The sequence below is a fragment of the Vulcanococcus sp. DEBay_Sum29NL08_54 genome (genome assembly GCF_017859255.1).
GTDB lineage: Bacteria > Cyanobacteriota > Cyanobacteriia > PCC-6307 > Cyanobiaceae > Vulcanococcus.
Genome location: NZ_JAFMNJ010000030.1, coordinates 1 through 18,383 on the forward strand (window position 1 = coordinate 1; position 18,383 = coordinate 18,383).

General features: G+C 64.6%; 21 protein-coding genes. 11 read left to right on the forward strand and 10 right to left on the reverse strand.

Going from position 1 to position 18,383, the window contains the following annotated elements:
* The first annotated feature begins 44 nt into the window (after positions 1-44).
* Positions 45-467, forward strand: a complete 423-nt coding sequence (locus QZ186_RS09360; RefSeq protein ID WP_367268120.1) for a DUF2752 domain-containing protein — start codon at positions 45-47, stop codon at positions 465-467.
* A gap of 173 nt (positions 468-640) precedes the next feature.
* Positions 641-2,365, forward strand: a complete 1,725-nt coding sequence (locus QZ186_RS09365) for a cyclic nucleotide-binding and patatin-like phospholipase domain-containing protein (RefSeq protein ID WP_296416559.1) — start codon at positions 641-643, stop codon at positions 2,363-2,365.
* Here QZ186_RS09365 and QZ186_RS09370 read toward each other — a convergent pair.
* Positions 2,355-3,041: a hypothetical protein gene (locus QZ186_RS09370; RefSeq protein ID WP_247476851.1), complete on the reverse strand. Its 687-nt coding sequence runs from the start codon at positions 3,039-3,041 to the stop codon at positions 2,355-2,357. The genes QZ186_RS09365 and QZ186_RS09370 overlap by 11 nt on opposite strands.
* Positions 3,042-3,101: 60 nt before the next feature.
* On the opposite strand from QZ186_RS09370, the gene QZ186_RS09375 reads away from it, so the two are divergent.
* On the forward strand, positions 3,102-3,551 hold the full coding sequence (locus QZ186_RS09375) for a thioesterase family protein (RefSeq protein WP_010313415.1): 450 nt from the start codon (positions 3,102-3,104) through the stop codon (positions 3,549-3,551).
* A gap of 166 nt (positions 3,552-3,717) precedes the next feature.
* Here the strand turns inward: QZ186_RS09375 and QZ186_RS09380 are convergent, their stop codons facing one another.
* From QZ186_RS09380 to menA, 4 genes are read right to left on the reverse strand one after another with little or no spacing between them, the layout of a single operon-like run.
* Complete coding sequence (locus QZ186_RS09380; protein ID WP_010313418.1) at positions 3,718-3,984, reverse strand: TM2 domain-containing protein; 267 nt, start codon at positions 3,982-3,984, stop codon at positions 3,718-3,720.
* A gap of 46 nt (positions 3,985-4,030) precedes the next feature.
* Positions 4,031-5,245 (reverse strand): AMP-binding protein, encoded by a 1,215-nt coding sequence (locus tag QZ186_RS09385; protein ID WP_296416561.1) that lies wholly within the window; start codon positions 5,243-5,245, stop codon positions 4,031-4,033.
* Positions 5,242-6,213 carry an o-succinylbenzoate synthase gene (menC, locus tag QZ186_RS09390; RefSeq protein WP_296416562.1) on the reverse strand — a complete coding sequence of 324 codons (972 nt, stop codon included), beginning with the start codon at positions 6,211-6,213 and terminating at the stop codon, positions 5,242-5,244. The genes QZ186_RS09385 and menC overlap by 4 nt, the downstream gene beginning before the upstream one ends.
* On the reverse strand, positions 6,213-7,064 hold the full coding sequence (gene menA, locus QZ186_RS09395; protein ID WP_296416575.1) for a 2-carboxy-1,4-naphthoquinone phytyltransferase: 852 nt from the start codon (positions 7,062-7,064) through the stop codon (positions 6,213-6,215). Before menA ends, menC begins: the two co-directional genes overlap by 1 nt.
* A 122-nt stretch (positions 7,065-7,186) precedes the next feature.
* Here menA and QZ186_RS09400 point away from each other — a divergent pair, with 122 nt between their 5' ends.
* Positions 7,187-8,611 (forward strand): isochorismate synthase MenF, encoded by a 1,425-nt coding sequence (locus QZ186_RS09400; RefSeq protein ID WP_296416563.1) that lies wholly within the window; start codon positions 7,187-7,189, stop codon positions 8,609-8,611.
* A complete protein-coding gene (locus QZ186_RS09405) occupies positions 8,611-9,486 on the forward strand; it encodes an ion transporter (RefSeq protein ID WP_296416564.1) in 876 nt (291 codons plus the stop codon). The genes QZ186_RS09400 and QZ186_RS09405 overlap by 1 nt, the downstream gene beginning before the upstream one ends.
* Here QZ186_RS09405 and gshB read toward each other — a convergent pair.
* A complete protein-coding gene (gshB, locus tag QZ186_RS09410; protein WP_296416565.1) occupies positions 9,475-10,458 on the reverse strand; it encodes a glutathione synthase in 984 nt (327 codons plus the stop codon). The two genes, QZ186_RS09405 and gshB, sit on opposite strands and share 12 nt — an antisense overlap.
* 2 nt (positions 10,459-10,460) lie before the next feature.
* The gene (gene grxC / locus QZ186_RS09415) at positions 10,461-10,718 is read right to left on the reverse strand and encodes a glutaredoxin 3 (RefSeq protein WP_247476841.1); all 258 of its coding nucleotides are present in this window, start codon (positions 10,716-10,718) and stop codon (positions 10,461-10,463) included.
* A gap of 116 nt (positions 10,719-10,834) precedes the next feature.
* Here grxC and prfB point away from each other — a divergent pair.
* The 6 genes from prfB to QZ186_RS09445 all read left to right on the forward strand — a co-directional run bounded on the left by prfB (position 10,835) and on the right by QZ186_RS09445 (position 14,584).
* Positions 10,835-11,963, forward strand: a protein-coding gene (prfB, locus tag QZ186_RS09420) for a peptide chain release factor 2 (protein WP_296416566.1) whose coding sequence is annotated in 2 segments (ribosomal slippage) — positions 10,835-10,909 and positions 10,911-11,963 — 1,128 coding nt in all. Because the reading frame shifts where the segments join, the coding sequence is not laid out codon by codon here.
* Positions 11,956-12,147 carry a DUF3285 domain-containing protein gene (locus QZ186_RS09425; RefSeq protein WP_010313447.1) on the forward strand — a complete coding sequence of 64 codons (192 nt, stop codon included), beginning with the start codon at positions 11,956-11,958 and terminating at the stop codon, positions 12,145-12,147. The genes prfB and QZ186_RS09425 overlap by 8 nt, the downstream gene beginning before the upstream one ends.
* Before the next feature lie 4 nt (positions 12,148-12,151).
* Positions 12,152-12,715 (forward strand): rRNA maturation RNase YbeY, encoded by a 564-nt coding sequence (ybeY, locus tag QZ186_RS09430; RefSeq protein ID WP_296416567.1) that lies wholly within the window; start codon positions 12,152-12,154, stop codon positions 12,713-12,715.
* A 36-nt stretch (positions 12,716-12,751) separates the two neighbouring features.
* Positions 12,752-13,228 (forward strand): diacylglycerol kinase family protein, encoded by a 477-nt coding sequence (locus QZ186_RS09435; RefSeq protein ID WP_296416568.1) that lies wholly within the window; start codon positions 12,752-12,754, stop codon positions 13,226-13,228.
* A gap of 23 nt (positions 13,229-13,251) precedes the next feature.
* Complete coding sequence (locus QZ186_RS09440; RefSeq protein ID WP_010313452.1) at positions 13,252-13,848, forward strand: aminodeoxychorismate/anthranilate synthase component II; 597 nt, start codon at positions 13,252-13,254, stop codon at positions 13,846-13,848.
* A gap of 25 nt (positions 13,849-13,873) precedes the next feature.
* Positions 13,874-14,584 carry an MBL fold metallo-hydrolase gene (locus tag QZ186_RS09445; protein ID WP_296416570.1) on the forward strand — a complete coding sequence of 237 codons (711 nt, stop codon included), beginning with the start codon at positions 13,874-13,876 and terminating at the stop codon, positions 14,582-14,584.
* Here the strand turns inward: QZ186_RS09445 and QZ186_RS09450 are convergent.
* Genes QZ186_RS09450 through nadC form a run of 3 tightly spaced genes read right to left on the reverse strand, consistent with a single transcriptional unit; the run spans position 14,581 to position 18,356 of the window.
* Positions 14,581-15,669: a histidinol-phosphate transaminase gene (locus QZ186_RS09450; protein ID WP_296416571.1), complete on the reverse strand. Its 1,089-nt coding sequence runs from the start codon at positions 15,667-15,669 to the stop codon at positions 14,581-14,583. The genes QZ186_RS09445 and QZ186_RS09450 overlap by 4 nt on opposite strands.
* Positions 15,669-17,453 (reverse strand): arginine--tRNA ligase, encoded by a 1,785-nt coding sequence (gene argS, locus QZ186_RS09455; RefSeq protein ID WP_296416572.1) that lies wholly within the window; start codon positions 17,451-17,453, stop codon positions 15,669-15,671. Before argS ends, QZ186_RS09450 begins: the two co-directional genes overlap by 1 nt.
* A 48-nt stretch (positions 17,454-17,501) precedes the next feature.
* Positions 17,502-18,356 (reverse strand): carboxylating nicotinate-nucleotide diphosphorylase, encoded by an 855-nt coding sequence (nadC, locus tag QZ186_RS09460; protein ID WP_296416573.1) that lies wholly within the window; start codon positions 18,354-18,356, stop codon positions 17,502-17,504.
* Between the last annotated feature and the right edge of the window lie 27 nt (positions 18,357-18,383).

Sequence of the window (18,383 nt, forward strand, 5' to 3'; positions counted from 1 at the left end):
CATCATGGCGATCCTGGGCTCGATCGACGTGATCATGGGCTCGGTTGACCGCTAATCGGTTTCTTCAACGGATTCAACGCAGCGGCTATCTGCTGCCTGCCGGACTCACCGGCGCGCTCTGGCTGAAGGGCCTGCACCCGGGCCTGCCCGGCTGGAGCTGTCCGCTGCGGGCACTCACGGGCGTTCCCTGCCCGACCTGCTACCTGACCCGCGCCACCGCCGCCAGCTTGACCGGCAATCTTGATGGGGCCCTGCAGCTCCATGCTTTTGGCCCAGTGGTGGCGGGGGCCCTACTGGCTTGGTCCGTGTTCTCGATCCGCCAAAGGCGCCTGCTGCCGCGGGGGATCCCGGCCTGGCCCCTGGGGAGCTTCGCCGTCGGTTTGCTTGCCTACTGGCTCATGCGCATTGTCGTCAACATTGGAGACATGGCAGCACCCGCATGGCTTCACTTCCCGCTCTTGAGTTAGTTGCTATTAACAGCAATCAGAGGTGAGGCCGACACAGATAGAGCGCATAGACTCACCAACCTCACACAATCTCTAAACGGAATCTTTCGCGAGGGCCAGCAGCCTGTAAGGCGCTCTCCTTGACGAGCCACGACTGCCTTCATACGGTAGGCAGAAGGCCAAGCCTGACCCGCATGAGAATCATCGAGAAGCTGGTCAGTATCTCACCGTTCTTTGACTGCATTGATCCGTCCGACATCAAAGGCGAACTGTTCAAAGTCGAGCATTTCGAACCCGATGAGTTGATCTTTCAACAGGGCGACACAGGCGGAAAAGCCTATGTCGTACTGGAAGGCATTATCAGCCTTTATGAATTATCCAACTCACGAACGAAAACGCCATTTCACAGGGCTTCAAAAGGAAGCCTCTTTGGAACATACGCAATGCTCTGCGGCAATGCGAGATCAGCAACCGCGATCGCCACAACGGAGAGCACTCTTGCTTCCATTGACAGCGACGCGTTCAACCAATTACTGGATCAATCACCGAGACTCTGCAAAAGAATGCTGGCCTCAATCGCACGCGAGGCCTCGAGAGGAAGAACACTGAACAAGGGCCATGGCGCAAGGCTCATTGTGATCAGAGACAGCCTGAATCGCACCGACTCCAGCGGAGCGGAGCAACTCTGCGACGCACTCTCTCAATCAAAAAAGATCGACATCATTGACAAACGCAGAGGCACATGGCCACACGAGGAACAAATCGCCGATATCACTCGATCGATCGAGAATGAACGCTCAGTCGCATTCCTCATTGACGAACACACACTGATCTCGGCTTCCAACCTAAAGCTCATTGATGCCAACCTTCTTTTGATCAGCGGCAATGAGATTAGTGCCCAGATATCCACCAGAAAGGATGAAGTGGTTGACCTCATTCGACTCTGGCCATCGGAGCAGGAAAAACCCGATCCGCTACAAGAAAGGGCAAGCAGCCTAACAGTTCACCATGTCTACAATGTGCGCAAAGATTGTCAAACCGACGCCTTAAGAGCGGCGCGGTGCATCCTTGGAATCGCAACGACTTTGGTACTTGGGGGCGGAGGAGCCAAGGGCTTCGCACATGTCGGCGCCATCAAGGCTCTTCAAGAGACAGGAGCACTAGAACTTGATTTGATCTACGGGGTCAGCATTGGATCCTTCGTTGGCATGCTTTACTCCTTTGAGATGCCCTGGGAGGCTATTTATAAGTACATGAGAGTGATTTTTGTCGATGGCTCTCCCTACTCTTTTTCCCCGTCATTCCACTCCCTTCTTCAGTACAGCACAGGCCTCGAACAACTCAAGACCGATTACAGCAGTTTCGACATTCACGACACCTGGATTCCTTTTCGACCACTTTCCACAAATATCTCAAGAAACCATCTGACAGCCTGGTCGGCTGGAAACCTACTGGATCGCGTGATCGCGAGCATGTCGATTCCAGGCATACTTCCACCGGTCCAAATGGAGGATGGTTCTCTTCACGTTGACGGCAGCGTTATTGACAACCTTCCGATTACCGAAGCGCGGAGCTCAACTTCAGGAGTCGTGATCGCAATCTCTCTCGACCATGGAGAGGGCCAACGCACGATCCCAACAATTGCTGATAGCAAAGGCGCCATCATTCAATGGCTATCCAGGGCCGGCCTGGCCAAGCGATCGATGCCATTACTAACCGACACAATCTTGTATTCCATTCTGGGCGCTGCACGACAAAAGTCAGACGACGCGGAACATCTTGCGGACTGTGTACTCAAACCAGACCTGATGTCAGCAGGGCTCCTCGACTGGAGCTGCTGCGACACAGCGCTCGAAGCCGGTTACAGAGAGGCGAAGAACAAGCTACAAGGCGTAGAGCTCCAACCAATCACGAACTAATTAAACCCTTGCTGTAAGCGGCATTCTGCAGGTAAAAAGAGCTCACCGGTAGCGCCAAAAGCGCGCCGAAACCACAGGTGCAGATCGACACCACCAGAACAAGAAGGGTCGTTAGCAGTTCCAGACCCAAATACTGGATCCCCTGGGGAGAGCGAAAGAGGGCCTGGACCGACGCGGCAAAAGCATCGGTCACGCTCAAGTTGGTGTTGAAAATGCGATTCACATAGAGAGGGGTGACGAACAAGATCAACACCCCTGGAAGCACGCAAAAGAGGAAGCCCACCAGAACCAGGACCGTAAACAGAACACCGGCCCAGAGGTAACGCCAGGGCTTCTCGAACAGCGCTGCAAAGGCAGCCTGAACCGTAATCACCTCACCGCGTTCGTAATAGAGAGCGGGAATAGCCGCAAGCAACACCCCGACGAAACTGGAGAGGACCATGAAGGGCAACTGACCGAGCTGCCCCAGGACCATCGCCAACACCGTTCCACCGCCATTGGGGTCGGCGCCGCTGAGCATCGTCAGCAAGGCACTGATCACGAAATAGACCACCGTGCCGATCACGCTGATGCCCATCGCCGCGATCCAGGCCAACAAAATCGCAGGCACGTGAGCAACAAAGGCTTCCCAGGCCCGATTAATGCTGGGTGATTCCGTAGCCAGCGGCGAGGCCATGTCATCCCTCAAACTGAACCCATCGTGCAGAGCCCTTCGCGGGTTTGACTTCGGCCTGCAATGAATCCGAACAGCTGGTTGATGCTTTGCCGCAGCGTGCGTTTCGGTGAAACCGACGCCGCCGGGGTCATGCACTTTCAACAGCTCCTGCGCTGGTGCCATGAGGCCTATGAAGAAAGCCTCGAGCGCTTTGGCCTCAACGCAGCCGAGATTTTCCCGACCCCTGGGTGCACTCCAGAGGTGGGCCTACCGATCGTTCACTGCAGCGCCGATTTCCGCCGCCCTTTGGTCTGCGGATCCCCGCTGGCCATCAGCCTGAAACCGACGCGGCTCGATCCGGGCTGCTTTGAAGTGCGCTACAGCTTCAGCAGCGACGACCAGCTGGTCGCTGAAGGGCTCACACGCCATCTGGCCATCCGCAGCGACGGCCGGCAACGCTGTGAATTGCCGCCAGGGATCAATCGTTGGCTGGAAGCCTCTGCCCTACAAGGCGGGATTCAGCCCCTTTAGAAACAACGCCAAGGCACCAAAACAGCGCAGCCAGTTGCAGCGGCAGCAAACTCGCCAGCAGAGCAAAGGGGTGAAAGCCCTGGGCCGGAACCGTTGAGAACAAGCCCACACTGACCAGAGCGGAGAGCGGCAGGATCCAGCGATGGGCCGACTTCAAGGCCACACCTCAGAACCACTCTTTGCTGTTCTGGATGTAGATCGACTCGAATTCTTCTGGGGTCTTCGTGAGGTAGATGATTCCCTCAATGATTCCAATCACGCCCATCACAAAACCAGCGATGCCACAGGTCAACACCGTGACCAGCAACATGATCAGCCCAGCGGTGTTGTAACCCAGCACAAATTTGTGCACACCGAATGAGCCCAAAAAGATCGCCAGCAGGCCAGCCGCGAGCTTTTTATTGCTGGCTTCGGTGAGGTTGCTCTCGACCATCGGTCCTCCCGCCACAGGCCGCTTCTAGCAAAGGCCGCTGGATCTGTCACGGCAGGGACTGGAGCCAATGGCGCCAGCGCTGGCGCTCCCACTTGCCCATGGCATTGCGCTCCAAGGCCTCACAGCAGAGCCACTGACGGGGCCGCTGGGCCGGAGGCAACAGCTCAGCCAAGCGCTGCAGAGCGCGCTCCAGCGCTGGCCAGTCCTGCGGTCCGGCCGGCCGCACCAGGGCCAGCAAGCGGGCGCCCCACAGGGGGTCCTCTACCGGAAGCAGCAGCAGCGACTCGATCGGCAGACCCGCCTGCTTGAGCTGCTGCTGCAGCACCAGCTCCACCTGCTCAGGGAACACCGTTTCCCCGCCGCTTTGGATCGCACCATCCAGTCGGCCCAGCAGCTGAAGACCACCCGCATCAAGGCGGGCGAGGTCGCCACTGCTCCACCAGCCCTGCTGCAGCGGCAGGGGCTCCCAGGCCTCACCAGACCAGAGGGCCGCCGCCAGGCTCTCGCCGCGGATCTGCAGGGCGCCACTGCTGGGGTCAACCTGCAGCTCGGCATGGGCCAAGGGCTGACCGCAACCGCTCTGTCCCGCCAAAAAAGCCTGCGGCAACTGAGCCGCCACCATCGCCCCCGTCTCCGTACTGCCGTAGCAGGGGGCCAGGTGCAGGCCCTCGCGCCGGCAGTCCTCCGCCAGCGCCTGCGGCAAGGCCGCTCCGCCGACCCAGATCACGGCACAGCCGCGCAACCAGGCCAGAGCGCGGGGATCCTCCAGCAGCCGCTGCAGCTGCGTTGGCACCAGTGAGACCAGCGCCGGCCGCTTGCGATCGAGGGGGGCGTTTTCAACAAGCAGCGCCGGGTCCCGCAACCACTGCGGCGGCAAACAACGCATGGGCACCCGCCACTGCTCGGCCCGCACCAGGGGCATCAGGCCACTGATGTGGTGCAGCGGCAGGGGGTTGAGCAGCTCACAGTTCCCCGGATCGAGGCCGACGCCCAGGAGCCATTCGGCCGTGGCTGTGGCCGCGCGCTGCAGGCCAGCCAAGGGCTGCAGGCACCAGCGGCGCGCGCCGGCACTGCCGCCGGTGCCCAGCACGACTCCCGGGCCCAGGTCGGCCGGCAGGGCTGCCTCCAACAGGGGCGCCACCATCTGCTGTTCCTGAGGCGCCACCACCGCCGTGGTCAGTCCATCGCGCCAACTCAACCGCAGCTGCTCGGCCAAGGCCGCACGGTCCCCCTGATCCAGCAGCAACTGCAAAGGGCTCATGGGGCTGCCGCCTCCCAAACCTGCTGGGGATCGGCGCTGAACAGGGGGCCCTCTGGCTGCCAGGCGGGCGCCAGGCCCGGGGCCACCGGAGTGGGGCCGAGGGCCTGGAGACCGGCCAGGTGATGCAGAAAGCGCCGGCCAATCCCTGTCTCGAAGGCCGTGCTGACCACCAGGCGGGGCAGGCCCCGCTGCAACTGCTGAAGCAGAGGACGCGGATCACCCTCCGCCAGGGGCCGGTGCACGCGCCAGCCCGTCCAGTCGGCGCCATAGAGCTCCGGGCACTGCCGCAGGGCTTCATCGAGGGCCACTGGGACCCGCTCCGCCAGGGCCCTCAGCCCCTGGACATCAGCTGGAGCCAGCGGTTGCTCCAGCCACTGCAAGCGCGACTCGCCCTGCAGGCGCTCCGCCCAACCCTGGGCCGTCTGACGATCCCAGCCGCCGTTGGCATCCAGGCGCAGGTGCCAATTCGCTGGGAGTTGCTCCAGCAACCGATCCAACAGCGCGCGCTCCTGGGCGTCAGCGCCGACCGCCACCTTCCACTTCACAGTCCGGGGAGCCGCGGATGAACGCTCCAGCAAGGCCGCCAGGGCCGGGAGAACCTCCGAACCAGCCGGCAGAAGCTCGGCGGAGATGGGCGCCTGGAGCCAGCCGTCCTCGCCCAGGCCATCCAGCTCAGCCAGGGCCATCCCCAAGCCCAAGGCCAGGGCACTGGGCAGCTCGGGCAGCTGCGCCTCGAGTCCGCTGCGCTCCTGCTCCAGCGGGAATTGCTCGAGGGCCTGCTGCAGCGGAAGCCGCCCTGGCTCAGGTTTGATCCAGGCGGCGGGCAGCTCGGGCACCTCCCCCCATCCCAAGCAGCCGCACGGTCCCTGCAAACGCAGCAACCAACCCCGACGCTCCAGCCAGCGTCCTTGGGCACTGACCAAGGCACTGGGCAGCCGAAAGCGATAGGGCCGCCACTGCAGTTGCATCAGCCCAAGGCCAAGCCCAGGGCCAGGCCCAAGCCATTGAGGGCCTGGAAACGCAGGGCCAAAAACTTGCTGCCACTGATGCGCTCCGGTTCGCGGTGGTGCTCCCGCAGCAGGCGAATCAGGGCCTGGGCTGGAGGCAAGCCCGCCGCTCCCAGTAGTGCGGTCAAGGGCCAATGGTTCACCAGAACCGGCGCCCACTCAAACGCCAGGCAACCCGCCACCAACCAGGGCACCAGGGCCGCCGCCCGTCCCGTGCCCAGGCGCACCACGGGAGAGCGTTTGCCATGGGCCGCGTCCTCCTCCACCTGATGGAAGTGGGAGCAGAACAGCACCAAGGTCGTCGCCAAGGCCGGACCACTGCCCAACTCCAGGGCCGCCCGCCAGGGCACCGCCGCTGCTCCCGCTGGGGCGAGGGCCATCAAGCCGGCGGCCGTCGCCAACGGACCGAAGGCCAACCAGCAAAGGGGCTCTCCCAGACCGCGATAGCCCAGGCGGAACGGGGGGCCTTGGTAGAGGTAGCCCAGACCGCAGCAGGCCAGCACCAGGGCCAGCACGGCGCCATGGCTGCGCGCAGCCACCAGGGCCATCAACAGCAGGCCGAGCAACAGAGCTCCATTGGCCAGAAGCGACACCCGATCCCGCCGGCCCGTGAGATTCACCAGGGAATGGGGCTTCCCGTTGGCATCGACGCCCGTATCCGCATCAAAGACGTCATTGGCCAGGTTCTCCCAGGCCAGCAGCAGCACGGCCGCGAGCAGAAACAACAGCAGCTGATCCAGCCGCACCGGGAGCTCCTGCTGCACACGCCAACCGGCGGCCAGCAGGACTGGCATCACGGCCACGGCATACATCGGCCACTTGATCGCAGCCTTCCACAGGCGCCTGCGCTCGGCGGCAGGGGCATGAAGGCTTGCGACGACCTGAGGCTCGTCAGCGGGCAGAGGCAACTCGAGGTGCGGGAAGGCCCATACATTTGAGCAGCCGCATCGGCCCGTTTCGGTTGCAGGCCCCCACCAGCGTCACAACCAGCTTCAGCGATCTGCTGACCGCCGCCCAGGCAGGTGAGCGCCAGCTCGAGGGAGAGGGCGTGCTCAGCCTGGCCGTGGCGATCCCCAGCCGGGATCCGATGGCGCTGCTCAGCCAGCTGGAAGAGGGAGAGCGGTTTCGCTTCCTCTGGGACAGCGCCCCCGGGCTGTGCCTCGCCGCCAGCGGACGCTGCAACAGCCTGGAACTCAGCGGTCCCCGGCGCTTCGAATTAGCCCAGCGCTTCAGTGCCGTCAGCCTCAATCGCCTGGCCGCACCGCAACACTGCCCGCCCCTGGCACGGCCCAGGGTGCTGCTGGCGTTCTCGTTTTTTGACAGCCCCCTGCACGAAGGCGAAGGGGTGCCTGGCGTTCAGGCGGTCCTGCCCCGCTGGCAGCTGAGCAAGCAGGGGCGCCACTGCTGGCTGCGGCTGCAGCGCAACCTCGGCGGGGACATCAGCGCCCGCAGCGTCGCCGAAGAACTCTGGGAGCAGGCCGAGCGCCTGGGTGCCCTGCCCTCCGATCCCTGCGCCGACCAGGGGCATGCCCCCGGTCCGGCCATCGCCAGCCGCTCCTCCTGGCAGGAGGGCTACCGCTCTGTGGTGCAGCGCGGCGTGGAACTGGTCGAGGAGGGTCGCCTGCGCAAGTTGGTGCTGGCGGTGCGCCAGCAACTGCTCCTCGATCAACCGCTGGATCCGCTCCAGCTGTTGGCCCAACTCCGGCTGCGCCAACCCGGCAGCTGCCGCTTTCTCTGGCAGCAGGCTGGAGGTCCAGCCCTGCTGGGCGCCTCGCCCGAGCGACTGCTGACGGTGCGCCAGGGACAACTGCGCAGCGACGCCCTGGCCGGCACGGCGCCGGTGGGGCCGACTGCCGAGCTGCTGACCCGCTCCGACAAGGACCGGCGTGAACACGAACTCGTGGTCGAAGCGATCACCGACGTCCTGCGCGCCGCAGGCCTGACCACCCGCAGACCGCGTCACCCGCGACTGGCCAGGCACGGGCAGATGGTGCATCTGCACACCCCCATCAGTGCGGCGCTCGAGGATCAACAACCGCTCTCCCTGGCGGCCGCCCTGCATCCCACCCCGGCGGTGGCCGGCCTTCCCCGCCGCGAGGCCATGGCTGCCCTGCGCAGCCTGGAGCCATTCGAGCGGGGCTACTACGCCGCACCAATCGGCTGGATCGACAGCGAAGGGGACACCGAACTGCGCGTCGCCATCCGCAGCGGCAGCCTCCAGGGCCGCCGGCTCGAGCTCACCGCTGGCGCTGGCCTGGTGCGCGGATCCGCGGTTGAGCGCGAGCTGGCGGAAGTCGCCCTGAAACTCGGGGTGCTCCAACAGCAACTCGATTTGCCCCACAGCGAGAGCCTGCGCTGATGCAGCTGGGGGTCGGCACGGTCCTCCTAGCCCTCTGCCTGCTGGCTGCCCTGGGCCTGCGCCAATGGCTGGGCAAAACCCGACTCGAGCGGGTGATTTTTGAATCCGACACCCCCGCCGGCAAGAACTTCGATCTCGCTCTGCTGATCGCCATCGGCTCCAGCGTGCTGCTGGTGGCTCTGGAAAGTGATCGCCAGCTGGACAGCCTGTTTGGCCCCTGGTTCAGCGGCGCCGAGTGGGTCTTCTCCACCCTCTTCAGCCTGGAGTACCTGCTGCGCCTGCTCTGTAGCCGCACGCCCCTGCGCTACGCCCGCAGCTTTTTTGGCGTGGTGGATTTGGTCTCGAGCATTCCGCCCCTCCTGACCATTGGCATCCCCGTCGGTCAGGCCTTTCTGATCATTCGGGTGCTGCGCCTGCTGCGGGTGTTCCGGATCCTCAAGCTGGGGGCCTACCTCAAGGAGGCCGATCAGCTGCGTCAGGCCCTCGTCCAGAGCCGCCGCAAGATCACGGTGTTCCTGCTGACCATCGTTGCGCTGGTGGTGTTGATCGGCACCGCGATGTACGTGATCGAAGGCCCCGAGAGCGGCTTCCGCAGCATCCCGATTGGCATCTACTGGGCCGTCGTAACCATCACGACCGTGGGCTACGGCGATGTCGCTCCAGTCACACCCCTCGGCCGCTTTGTGGCCTCATTGGTGATGCTCCTGGGCTACAGCATCATTGCCGTGCCTACTGGAATCGTTGGGGCGAAATTCCAGCAGATGCAGCGGTTGCAACCGACCCTGGTGCAGCGCAGCTGCGGGCAGTGCCACACCACGAGCCACAGGGCTGAAGCTCAGTTCTGCGACCACTGCGGAGCAGGCCTACCCAGCTAGGAGGCGCTCCATCGTCTGATCGGCCAGGGGGATACCGCTCAGCCGCTCCACCTCACGCACCCCGGTGGGGCTGGTGACATTGATCTCACTCAGGCGTCCATCAATGACGTCGATGCCGACGAAGAACAGCCCCTCCGCCCGCAGGCTTGTGGTCAACTCCGCGCAGATCTGACGCTCCCGCTCGGTCAGTTCCGTCGCCTGGGGCGAGCCACCCACCGCGAGGTTGCTGCGGAACTCCCCGGCCGCAGGCTTCCGGTTCACCGCCCCCAGGGGCTCACCATCCACCAAGAGGATGCGCTTGTCACCGGCCGTCACCGCCGGGAGAAAGGCCTGGACCATCACCGGCAGGGCCTGTTGGGCCGTGACCAGCTCAAGCAGGGCCTTCAAACCCGGCGCTGCTCCATGGCTGCGCACGACCCCTTGACCGGCTCGCCCGCCGAGGGGTTTGAGCACCACATCACCGTGGTCCGCAGCAAAGGCCGCCAGTTGCTCCACATCAGCGCTGACCAGGCTGGGGGCCATCAGATGGCTCCAACGCAGCGCTCCCAGCTTTTCGTTCCAAGCCCGCAGCGAAGCGGGGCGATTCAGGACCCGCACCCCCTGGCGCTCCGCCAGCTCCAACAGGTGGGTGGCGTAGAGGTACGCCTCATCCACCGGTGGGTCCTTGCGCATCCACACCAGCGGAAAGCTGCTGAGGGGAAGCCAGCGGGGCTCATCCGCTTCAAACCACTGGTCCGGGAGGTCCCAACCGCTGGCCGTTGGCTTGATCTCAGCCAGGCGAATCGGCTGGGCCTGCACCAGGGCGTCCTGGCCTTGCACGGAAAGCTGGGCTGGCGTACAGACCCAGACCTGCTGACCGGCGCGCTGGGCCGCCTGCATCAGGGCGACGCTGGAGTCTTTGGTTGGACGCAGCCGTGCGATCGGATCGATCACAAACAGCTGCGCGGGCAGACCGCTAGTGAGAGCGCTCAAGCTCAGGCTCCCAGCAGGGCATCGAGTTGGCCACTGCGCTCAAGGGCGTAGAGGTCATCACAGCCGCCGACGTGTTCACCGTTAATGAAGGTCTGGGGAACACTGGTGCGTCCACCCGCTTTCTCAGACATGGCCCGGCGGGCGGCCTGATCGCCGTCAATGGCGTATTCGGTGTAGGTCACACCCTTGCGATCCAGGAGCGCCTTGGCGCGAATGCAAAACGGACAGGCGCGCCAGGTGTAGATCTCAACCGTCGGCATGGCGCCACTTCTCAAGCGTTTCGAAATCCTAGAAGCGAGATTTGAGGGTCTTGGACGGGAAGCCGACCCGCCCAAGGCCTGCGCTGATACGGTCAAACCAAGTTCCTCTCGGCCTGGTGCTCGACCTCACCGACTTCAAGCGCGATCTCTCTGAGCTCACTGACCGCCTGGGCAATGCCCAGGACTGTCTTTGACGTCGCTGCACTGAAAGCACGGCAACAGGATCTCGAGCAACTGGCCTCCCAGCCAGATTTTTGGGATGACCAAAAGCTGGCGCAGTCCAAGATGCGCCAGCTCGATGAGGTGAAAGCCCAGCTCGAGCAGCTGAGCCAGTGGCAGGGGGCCGTGGCCGACGCCGAGGCCACGGTTGAGATCTATGGGCTCGAGCCCGATGACGAATTACTCAGCGAATCGGACGCAGCGCTGAAGAAGCTGCGGGCGGACCTCGATCGCTGGGAGCTCGAGCGCCTGCTCAGCGGCACCTATGACAAAGAGGGGGCCGTGATCAGCATCAATGCCGGCGCCGGCGGCACCGACGCCCAGGACTGGGCGCTGATGCTGATGCGGATGTACACCCGCTGGGCCGAAGACCACGGCATGAAGGTGACCGTGGACGAACTCAGCGACGGGGAAGAGGCGGGGATCAAAAGCTGCACGATTGAAATCGAGGGCCGCTACGCCTACGGCTATCTGCGCAACGAGAAGGGCACCCACCGGCTGGTGCGCATCTCACCGTTCAACGCCAACGACAAGCGCCAAACCAGCTTCGCGGGCGTGGAGGTGATGCCCAAGATCGAGGAGGAGGTGAAGCTGGATATTCCCGAAAAGGACCTGGAGATCACCACCTCACGCTCAGGCGGCGCCGGCGGCCAGAACGTGAACAAGGTGGAGACCGCCGTGCGCATCCTCCACATCCCGACGGGTCTGTTCGTGCGCTGCACCCAGGAGCGCTCCCAGCTCCAGAACAAGGAAAAGGCCATGGCCCTGCTGATGGCCAAGCTGCTGGTGATCGCCCAGGAGCAGCGCGCCGCTGAGATCGCCGACATCCGCGGCGACATCGTCGAAGCGGCTTGGGGCAACCAGATCCGCAACTACGTCTTCCACCCGTACCAAATGGTGAAAGACCTGCGCACCCAGCACGAAACCACCGACGTGCAAGGCGTGATGGATGGCGATCTCGATCCCTTCATCCAGAGCCTGCTGCATGCCGGCGTCGAAGTGGCCGGAGCCAGCAGCGATGACTGATCCCACGACGCAAGAGACCTCCGGCGCGGCCGGTGAGAACCCCAGTTTCACGAAACTGGCGATGCGCAACATGGTGCGCAAGGGCAAGTTGAGCCTGTTCCACTTCGGCCTGACCGCCCTGGGGTTTGTCGGCTTCATCGTCCTGGTGGCCTGGCTGGGCAAACCCCAAGTACCTGGAGCCTGAAGCGATGACGGCCGAACCCGACCTGGATTTGGCCTTTGAGGCCGCGGAGGATCTACCGGAAGCCCTGGTTGAGGCTGCCGCTGAGCTCTGCGATCCGATCCAGGGGATCGAGCCCTGGCATGCACTGATCAACGGCTGGCTGAGCCAGCTCAAGGGCGAACTCCCAGAGCCCCTCCAGGCGCCGGCCTACAGCCTCGGCCTGAGCCTGGTGAACGACGAAGAGATCGCTGCCCTCAACAGCGATTGGCGTGACAAGGAAGGGGCGACGGACGTGCTGGCCTTCGCCGCCCAGGACGACGGCCTAGACGACGCCCCAGCGATCCCCATGCCCGACTTCGACGGGGAGGAGGGATTGCTCGATGCCCTGGAGCTCGGCGACATCGTCATCTCCGTCGAAACCGCTGCGCGGCAGGCCCCGGAACACGGGCACAACCTCCGGGAGGAACTGCTGTTCCTGGCCACCCATGGCTTGCTGCACCTGCTGGGCTGGGACCATCCCGACGACGCCAGCCTCGAGGCGATGTTGCAGAGGCAGCAGCAGCTTCTCGCCGGGACCCAGCAGCGGTAGGGTGCGGCCAAAGGGCTGCACCAGTCGCCTTTGCCCATGCTTCAACCCCAGGACCCGGATCCAACCTCCAGGCGAGGCCTGCATCAGGCGAGCGAGGCGGGAACTGGTGCTGGCAATAAGGTGCGGCGGCTCGGAGCCTGGCAGGTCGCCAGTGATCTGCCGGCCAGCTTTCGCTATGCCGCCCAGGGCCTGATCTACGGCTTCCGCAGCCAGCGGAATTTCCGCATCCATGTGGTGACCGGGGCCTGTGTCTTTGGCCTGGGCCTCTGGTTGCAGCTGCCCCTGCCCCAACTGGCCGTCCTGGTCTTGACCGTGGCCGCCGTCCTGGTGCTGGAACTGATCAACACCGCCACCGAAGCGGTGGTCGACCTGGCCATCGGCCGGCAATTTCACCCCCTGGCTCGAATCGCCAAGGATTGCGCCGCCGCAGCGGTCTTGGTGGCTGCCCTGAGTTCCTTGGTGATCGCGGCGCTGCTGATGCTCCCCGCCCTCTTGGTCCGTCTGGGCGTTTGAATGGTGCCCTGGCTGCAGGGCTGATGCTTCTCGTTCTCGACAACTACGACAGCTTCACCTTCAACCTGGTGCAGTACCTGGGTGAACTGGCGGCCGACCACCCCATCACCGAAGACCTGCGGGTCGAGCGCAACGACGCCTTGAGCCTGGAGCAGATCCGTGAGCTCAACCCCGATGCCATCTTGATTTCGCCGGGCCCCGGCGACCCGGATCAATCCGGGGTCTGCCTCGAGGTCCTGCGGGAACTCAGCCCAAAGGTCCCCACCTTGGGGGTTTGCCTGGGCCATCAATCCATTGCCCAGGTCTACGGCGGCAAGGTGATCCGAGCCAAGGAGCTGATGCATGGCAAGACCTCCCCGGTGCTCCACGAGGGAGCTGGGGTCTTCGCCGGCTTGCCCAACCCCCTAACGGCCACCCGCTACCACAGCCTGATTGCCGAGCGGGAGTCCCTGCCCGACTGCCTCGAGATCACCGCTTGGCTCGAAGACGGCACGATCATGGGCCTGCGCCACAGGGAGTACCCCCATCTGCAGGGGGTGCAGTTCCACCCGGAAAGCGTCCTCACCCAGAGCGGTCATCAGCTCCTTGGGAATTTCCTGGCCCAAGCGGCAGCCGGCTAACGTTCGGCCCAACTCCAGCTGCTCCATGGCCCTGCTGATCCGCACCCTGGCTGCCGCAGCCGTCGCCCTGCCCCTGGCGGCGAGTGCCAACACCGGTGTGACGATCACCAGCTACGGCCACAGCGCCCTGCTGATCCAAGGCGGTGGCGCCAAGGTTCTGGTGAACCCGTTCAAGGCCGTGGCCTGCGCCTCAGGACTGGCGGAACCCCGGGTCAGCGCCAATGTGATTCTCGCCAGCAGCCTGCTGCTGGATGAAGGGGCTCCAGTGGCGAAAGGCAAGTTTCTGAGCCAACCGGGCTCCTACCGCCTCGCCGGCCTCAAGATCGAAGGCATCTCCGCACCCCACGACCGTTTTGGCGGTCGGCGCTTCGGCCAGGCCACCCTCTGGCGCTGGAACCAGGGCGGCCTGAGCTTTGCCCACCTCGGTGGCACAGCCGCCCAGCTGAGTCCTGAGGATCGTGTGCTGCTGGGCAAGCCCGACGTGCTGATCGTCGGTGTCGGCGGCGGCGCCAAGGTCTACGACGGGGCGGAAGCCGCGGCGGTGGTGCGTGAGCTAGCCCCCAAGCGGGTGATCCCCGTGCAGTACGTCAGCGGCAAAACCCCGGCGAACTGCGACCAAAGCAGCGTCGAACCCTTCCTGGAGGCCATGAAGGGCACCAGCGTCAAACGGGTCGGCCGGGTGCTGAGCCTGCCGGGCAAGCTCGGCGAGGGCACCCAGATCGACGTCATGCGCTAGGCCGCGAGTCCTTCCAGGGCGGCATAGGCCGCCCAGAACTGCTGCATCTGCGCTGTGGTTCCCAGGCTGACCCGCAGTGAGCCATCAATCAACGGCTTGCCGGTCATCGCTCGCACCAGGATTCCCGCCTCCCGCAACCCCTGATCGATCCGTGCTGGATCGTTCTTCGGCCAGACCAGCAGATAGTTCCCACCATCGATGTGGTGGCGCACTCCAGCTGCTTTGAGCTGCTGGGCCATCCAGGTGCGGGCCTGCAACACCTCCTGCACGTAGGCATCCACGTAGGCCTGATCCTTCAGGGCCGCGAAGGCCGCGGTGACCGCAAAGCTGTTGATGTCATAGGGCCCCGTGACGCGGCTGATGCGATCCACCACCGAGGGATGGCCCAGGGCAAAGCCGATGCGCAGCCCCGCCAGGCCGGCGGTTTTGGCCAAGGAGCGCAGCACCAGCAGATTCGGAGTGGCGGCGAAATCGGCCGTGGGCAGCACGCTGTCACCGGTGAAGGCCTCGTAGAGCTCATCCACCACCACCAGGGTTGCCGGAGCCGCGGCCGCGAGCTCAAGGATCAGCTCCGGAGCCAAGCGAGTTCCCGTGGGGTTGTTGGGGTTGCAGATCAGGAGCAGGCGAGGCTGCAGGGCCTGCAGGCGCTCGCGAATCGCCTCCAGAGGGAACGCGAAGGACGCACCGACGTAGGGAACGGCCTCAATCACCATCCCCTGCATCTGAGCGCAGGGGGTGTAGTAACCAAAGGTTGGCGAGGTGGTGAGCAACGTCTCACCGCGGTCGCCATAGGCGTGGAAGACGGCATGAATCGCCGCATCAACGCCATTGAATAGGCCGACCTGATCGGGCTGCAGGGGGAGCCCAAGGTTCGCGACCACCGCTTCGCGCAGACCGTCGTACTCCGGATAGATGCCGATGTGATCGGCGGGAATGGAGCGCAGCGCTTCAACAACGCGGGGGCTTGGGCCGACGGTGTTCTCGTTGAAATCCAGCCGCAGGAGCTTTCGGCGTCCCTCCAGGGGGGCGCTGTAGGCATGCAGGCTCTCCACCTCGGGGCGAGCCAATGGCGACGGTTGCTCCATCACATCCGATCCAGCGTTGGGATACCCAACAGACCCAAGCCCAGTTTGAGGGTGTCGGCGGTCAGACGGCAAAGGGCCAGGCGAGACGGCAGGGCCTCTGGCTCAGCCTTGAGCACGGGCACCTGGTCGTAGAAGCGGTTGAAGACCTGGCTCAGTTCAAAGAGATAGGTGCAGAGGCGATTGGGCAGCAACTCCTCCTCCACCTCGGCGATCACCGCATCGAACTTCAGCAGCTCCCGCACCAGGGCCCATTCCTGGGGTTCGCTGAACTGAAGCCCCCCTGCGGAAGCCGCATCCAGGTCGCCGCCCTTGCGGGCGATCCCAGCAATGCGGACCACGGCGTAGAGCAGGTAGGGAGCCGTATTGCCCTGCAGGGCCAGCATCCGATCAAAGCTGAACTGGTAGTTGGTGATTCGGTTCTGGCTGAGGTCGGCGTACTTCACCGCCGCCAGTCCGACGGTGTTGGCCACATGAGCGATGAAGGCCTCGTCCTCACTGCGGCCCTCCTCCTCCAGGCGGCGACGCAAGTCCGCCTCTGAGCGCTCGACGGCCTCATCCAACAGATCCCGCAGGCGCACCGTGTCACCGGCGCGGGTTTTCAGCTTCTTGCCGTCTTCCCCCTGCACCAGACCGAAGGGCACATGCTCCAGACGGGCCCCCTCGGGCAGCCAACCGGCGCGGCGGGCCACCTGAAACACCCCCGCAAAGTGGTTGGCCTGACCGGCATCGGTCACGTACACAACCCGGCGGGCTCCATCACCCTCCGGGGCTGAACCGAAGCGATAACGGATGGCCGCCAGGTCGGTGGTGGCGTAGTTGAAGCCGCCATCGCTCTTCTGGACGATCACCGGCAGGGGCTTGCCGTCCTTACCGCTCACCCCCTCGAGGAAGACGCAACCCGCTCCGTCATCCACCACCAACAGCCCCGTGGCCTCCAGGTCGCGAACCACCCCCTCGAGATAGGGGTTGTAGAAGGACTCCCCCCGTTCGCTCAGGCGAATGTCCAGGCGGTCGTAGATCTTCTGGAACTCTCGGCGGCTCTGGTCACAGAGCAGCCCCCAGGCCTTCAGGGAGACAGGATCGCCCCCCTGCAGCTTCACCACCTCCTCCCGGGAGGTGGTCTGGAAGGCCTCGTCCTCGTCGAAGCGCTTTTTGGCCTCGCGGTAGAAGGCCACCAGGTCGCCCAGGTCCACCGCATCGGCGGTCTCCAGAGCCTCGGGGGCCACCTGCTTGAGGTGGGTAATCAGCATCCCGAACTGGGTGCCCCAATCGCCGACGTGGTTCAGCCGCAGGACCGGGTGTCCGCGGAACTCCAGAACACGGGCCAGGGAGTCGCCAATGATCGTGGAGCGCAGGTGCCCCACGTGCATCTCCTTGGCGATGTTGGGGCTGGAGAAGTCCACCACCACAGGAGCGGCCTGCTCCACAGCAGGCACGCCGAGGCGGACATCCCCGAGGCGCTGCTGCACCTCCGCCGCCAAACGCTCGGGCTGAAGCGTGATGTTGATGAAGCCAGGGCCAGCAATCTGCGGCTCCTGGCAGAGGGCCATGAAGCCGTCGTCCGCCTTGAGTTGCTCCACCACCGCCTCGGCAATCTTGCGGGGGGGCTGGCCTAAGGGCTTGGCCAGGGGCAAGGCGCCATTGGCCTGAAAATCACCAAATTCGGGCTTGCTGGCCGGCGCGAGCTGGGGATCGAAGGCCTGGCCCGCCGCCGCCGCCTCAGGGAATGCCCGTTGCATTGCATCGCGCAGCTGGTTCTCCAGGGACTGGGCGATGCGAAGCATGGAGATGCGGGGGAGATCTTCAGATCATCCCTCTCCGCGGGAATGAACTCAGCTGGAGAAGCGCATGCTCAGGTCCAGCCAGCTGCTGCGGGTCACCGGTGCACTGGTGGAAATCAGATCCAGTCCTGTGGCGGCATAGGCCCGCAGCTGCTCCGGCTGCACCCCCGAAGCCTCCAGCACCACAGGGCGGCTGGTCAGGGCCCGCAGCTGGGGGACGAGCTCCAGCAGGGCCTCGGGGCTGAACTCATCGAGCAACACCCCATCGGCTCCGGCCTCAATCGCGGCCTGGGCCTCGTCGGAGGTCTCGGCCTCCACGATGACGCGCGCCGGCCAAGGGGCCGCAGAGCGAACAGCGGCGATCGCTGCAGCGACCCCACCGGCCCAGGCCAGATGGTTCTCCTTCAACATCGCCGCGTCATCCAGGCCGAGGCGATGGTTCACCCCACCGCCGCAGCGCACGGCGTACTTCTCCAGCACCCGCAAACCAGGGGTGGTCTTGCGGGTGTCCGCTAACCGGACGCCGCTGCCCTCCAGTTCAGCCACCAGCCGGGCCGTGGCCGTGGCGATCCCCGAGAGGCGCATCGCCAGGTTCAAGGCCGTGCGCTCTGCCGCCACCAAGGCCGACGCCTCGGCCTCCAGGTTCAACAGGCGTTGGCCAGGGGTCACTGCGTCCCCATCCGCCACGAGCAGCTCCACGCTGGCCTTCGGATCAAGCTCACGAAACACGAAGTCCAGGAGCGGGCCGCCGCAGAACACCCCCGGGGCCTTGCTGATCCAATGGGCCCGGCAACGACCAGGGCGTAGGGCTGCAGCGCTGAGGTCGCCGCGGCCGATGTCCTCCTGCAACCAGTCGCGCAGCTGCTGCTGAAGAGCCGGCGTCAGTGGCAGGGGTGCGGCGCTCATCCTGAACTCAGCGTGATGGACCCAGGG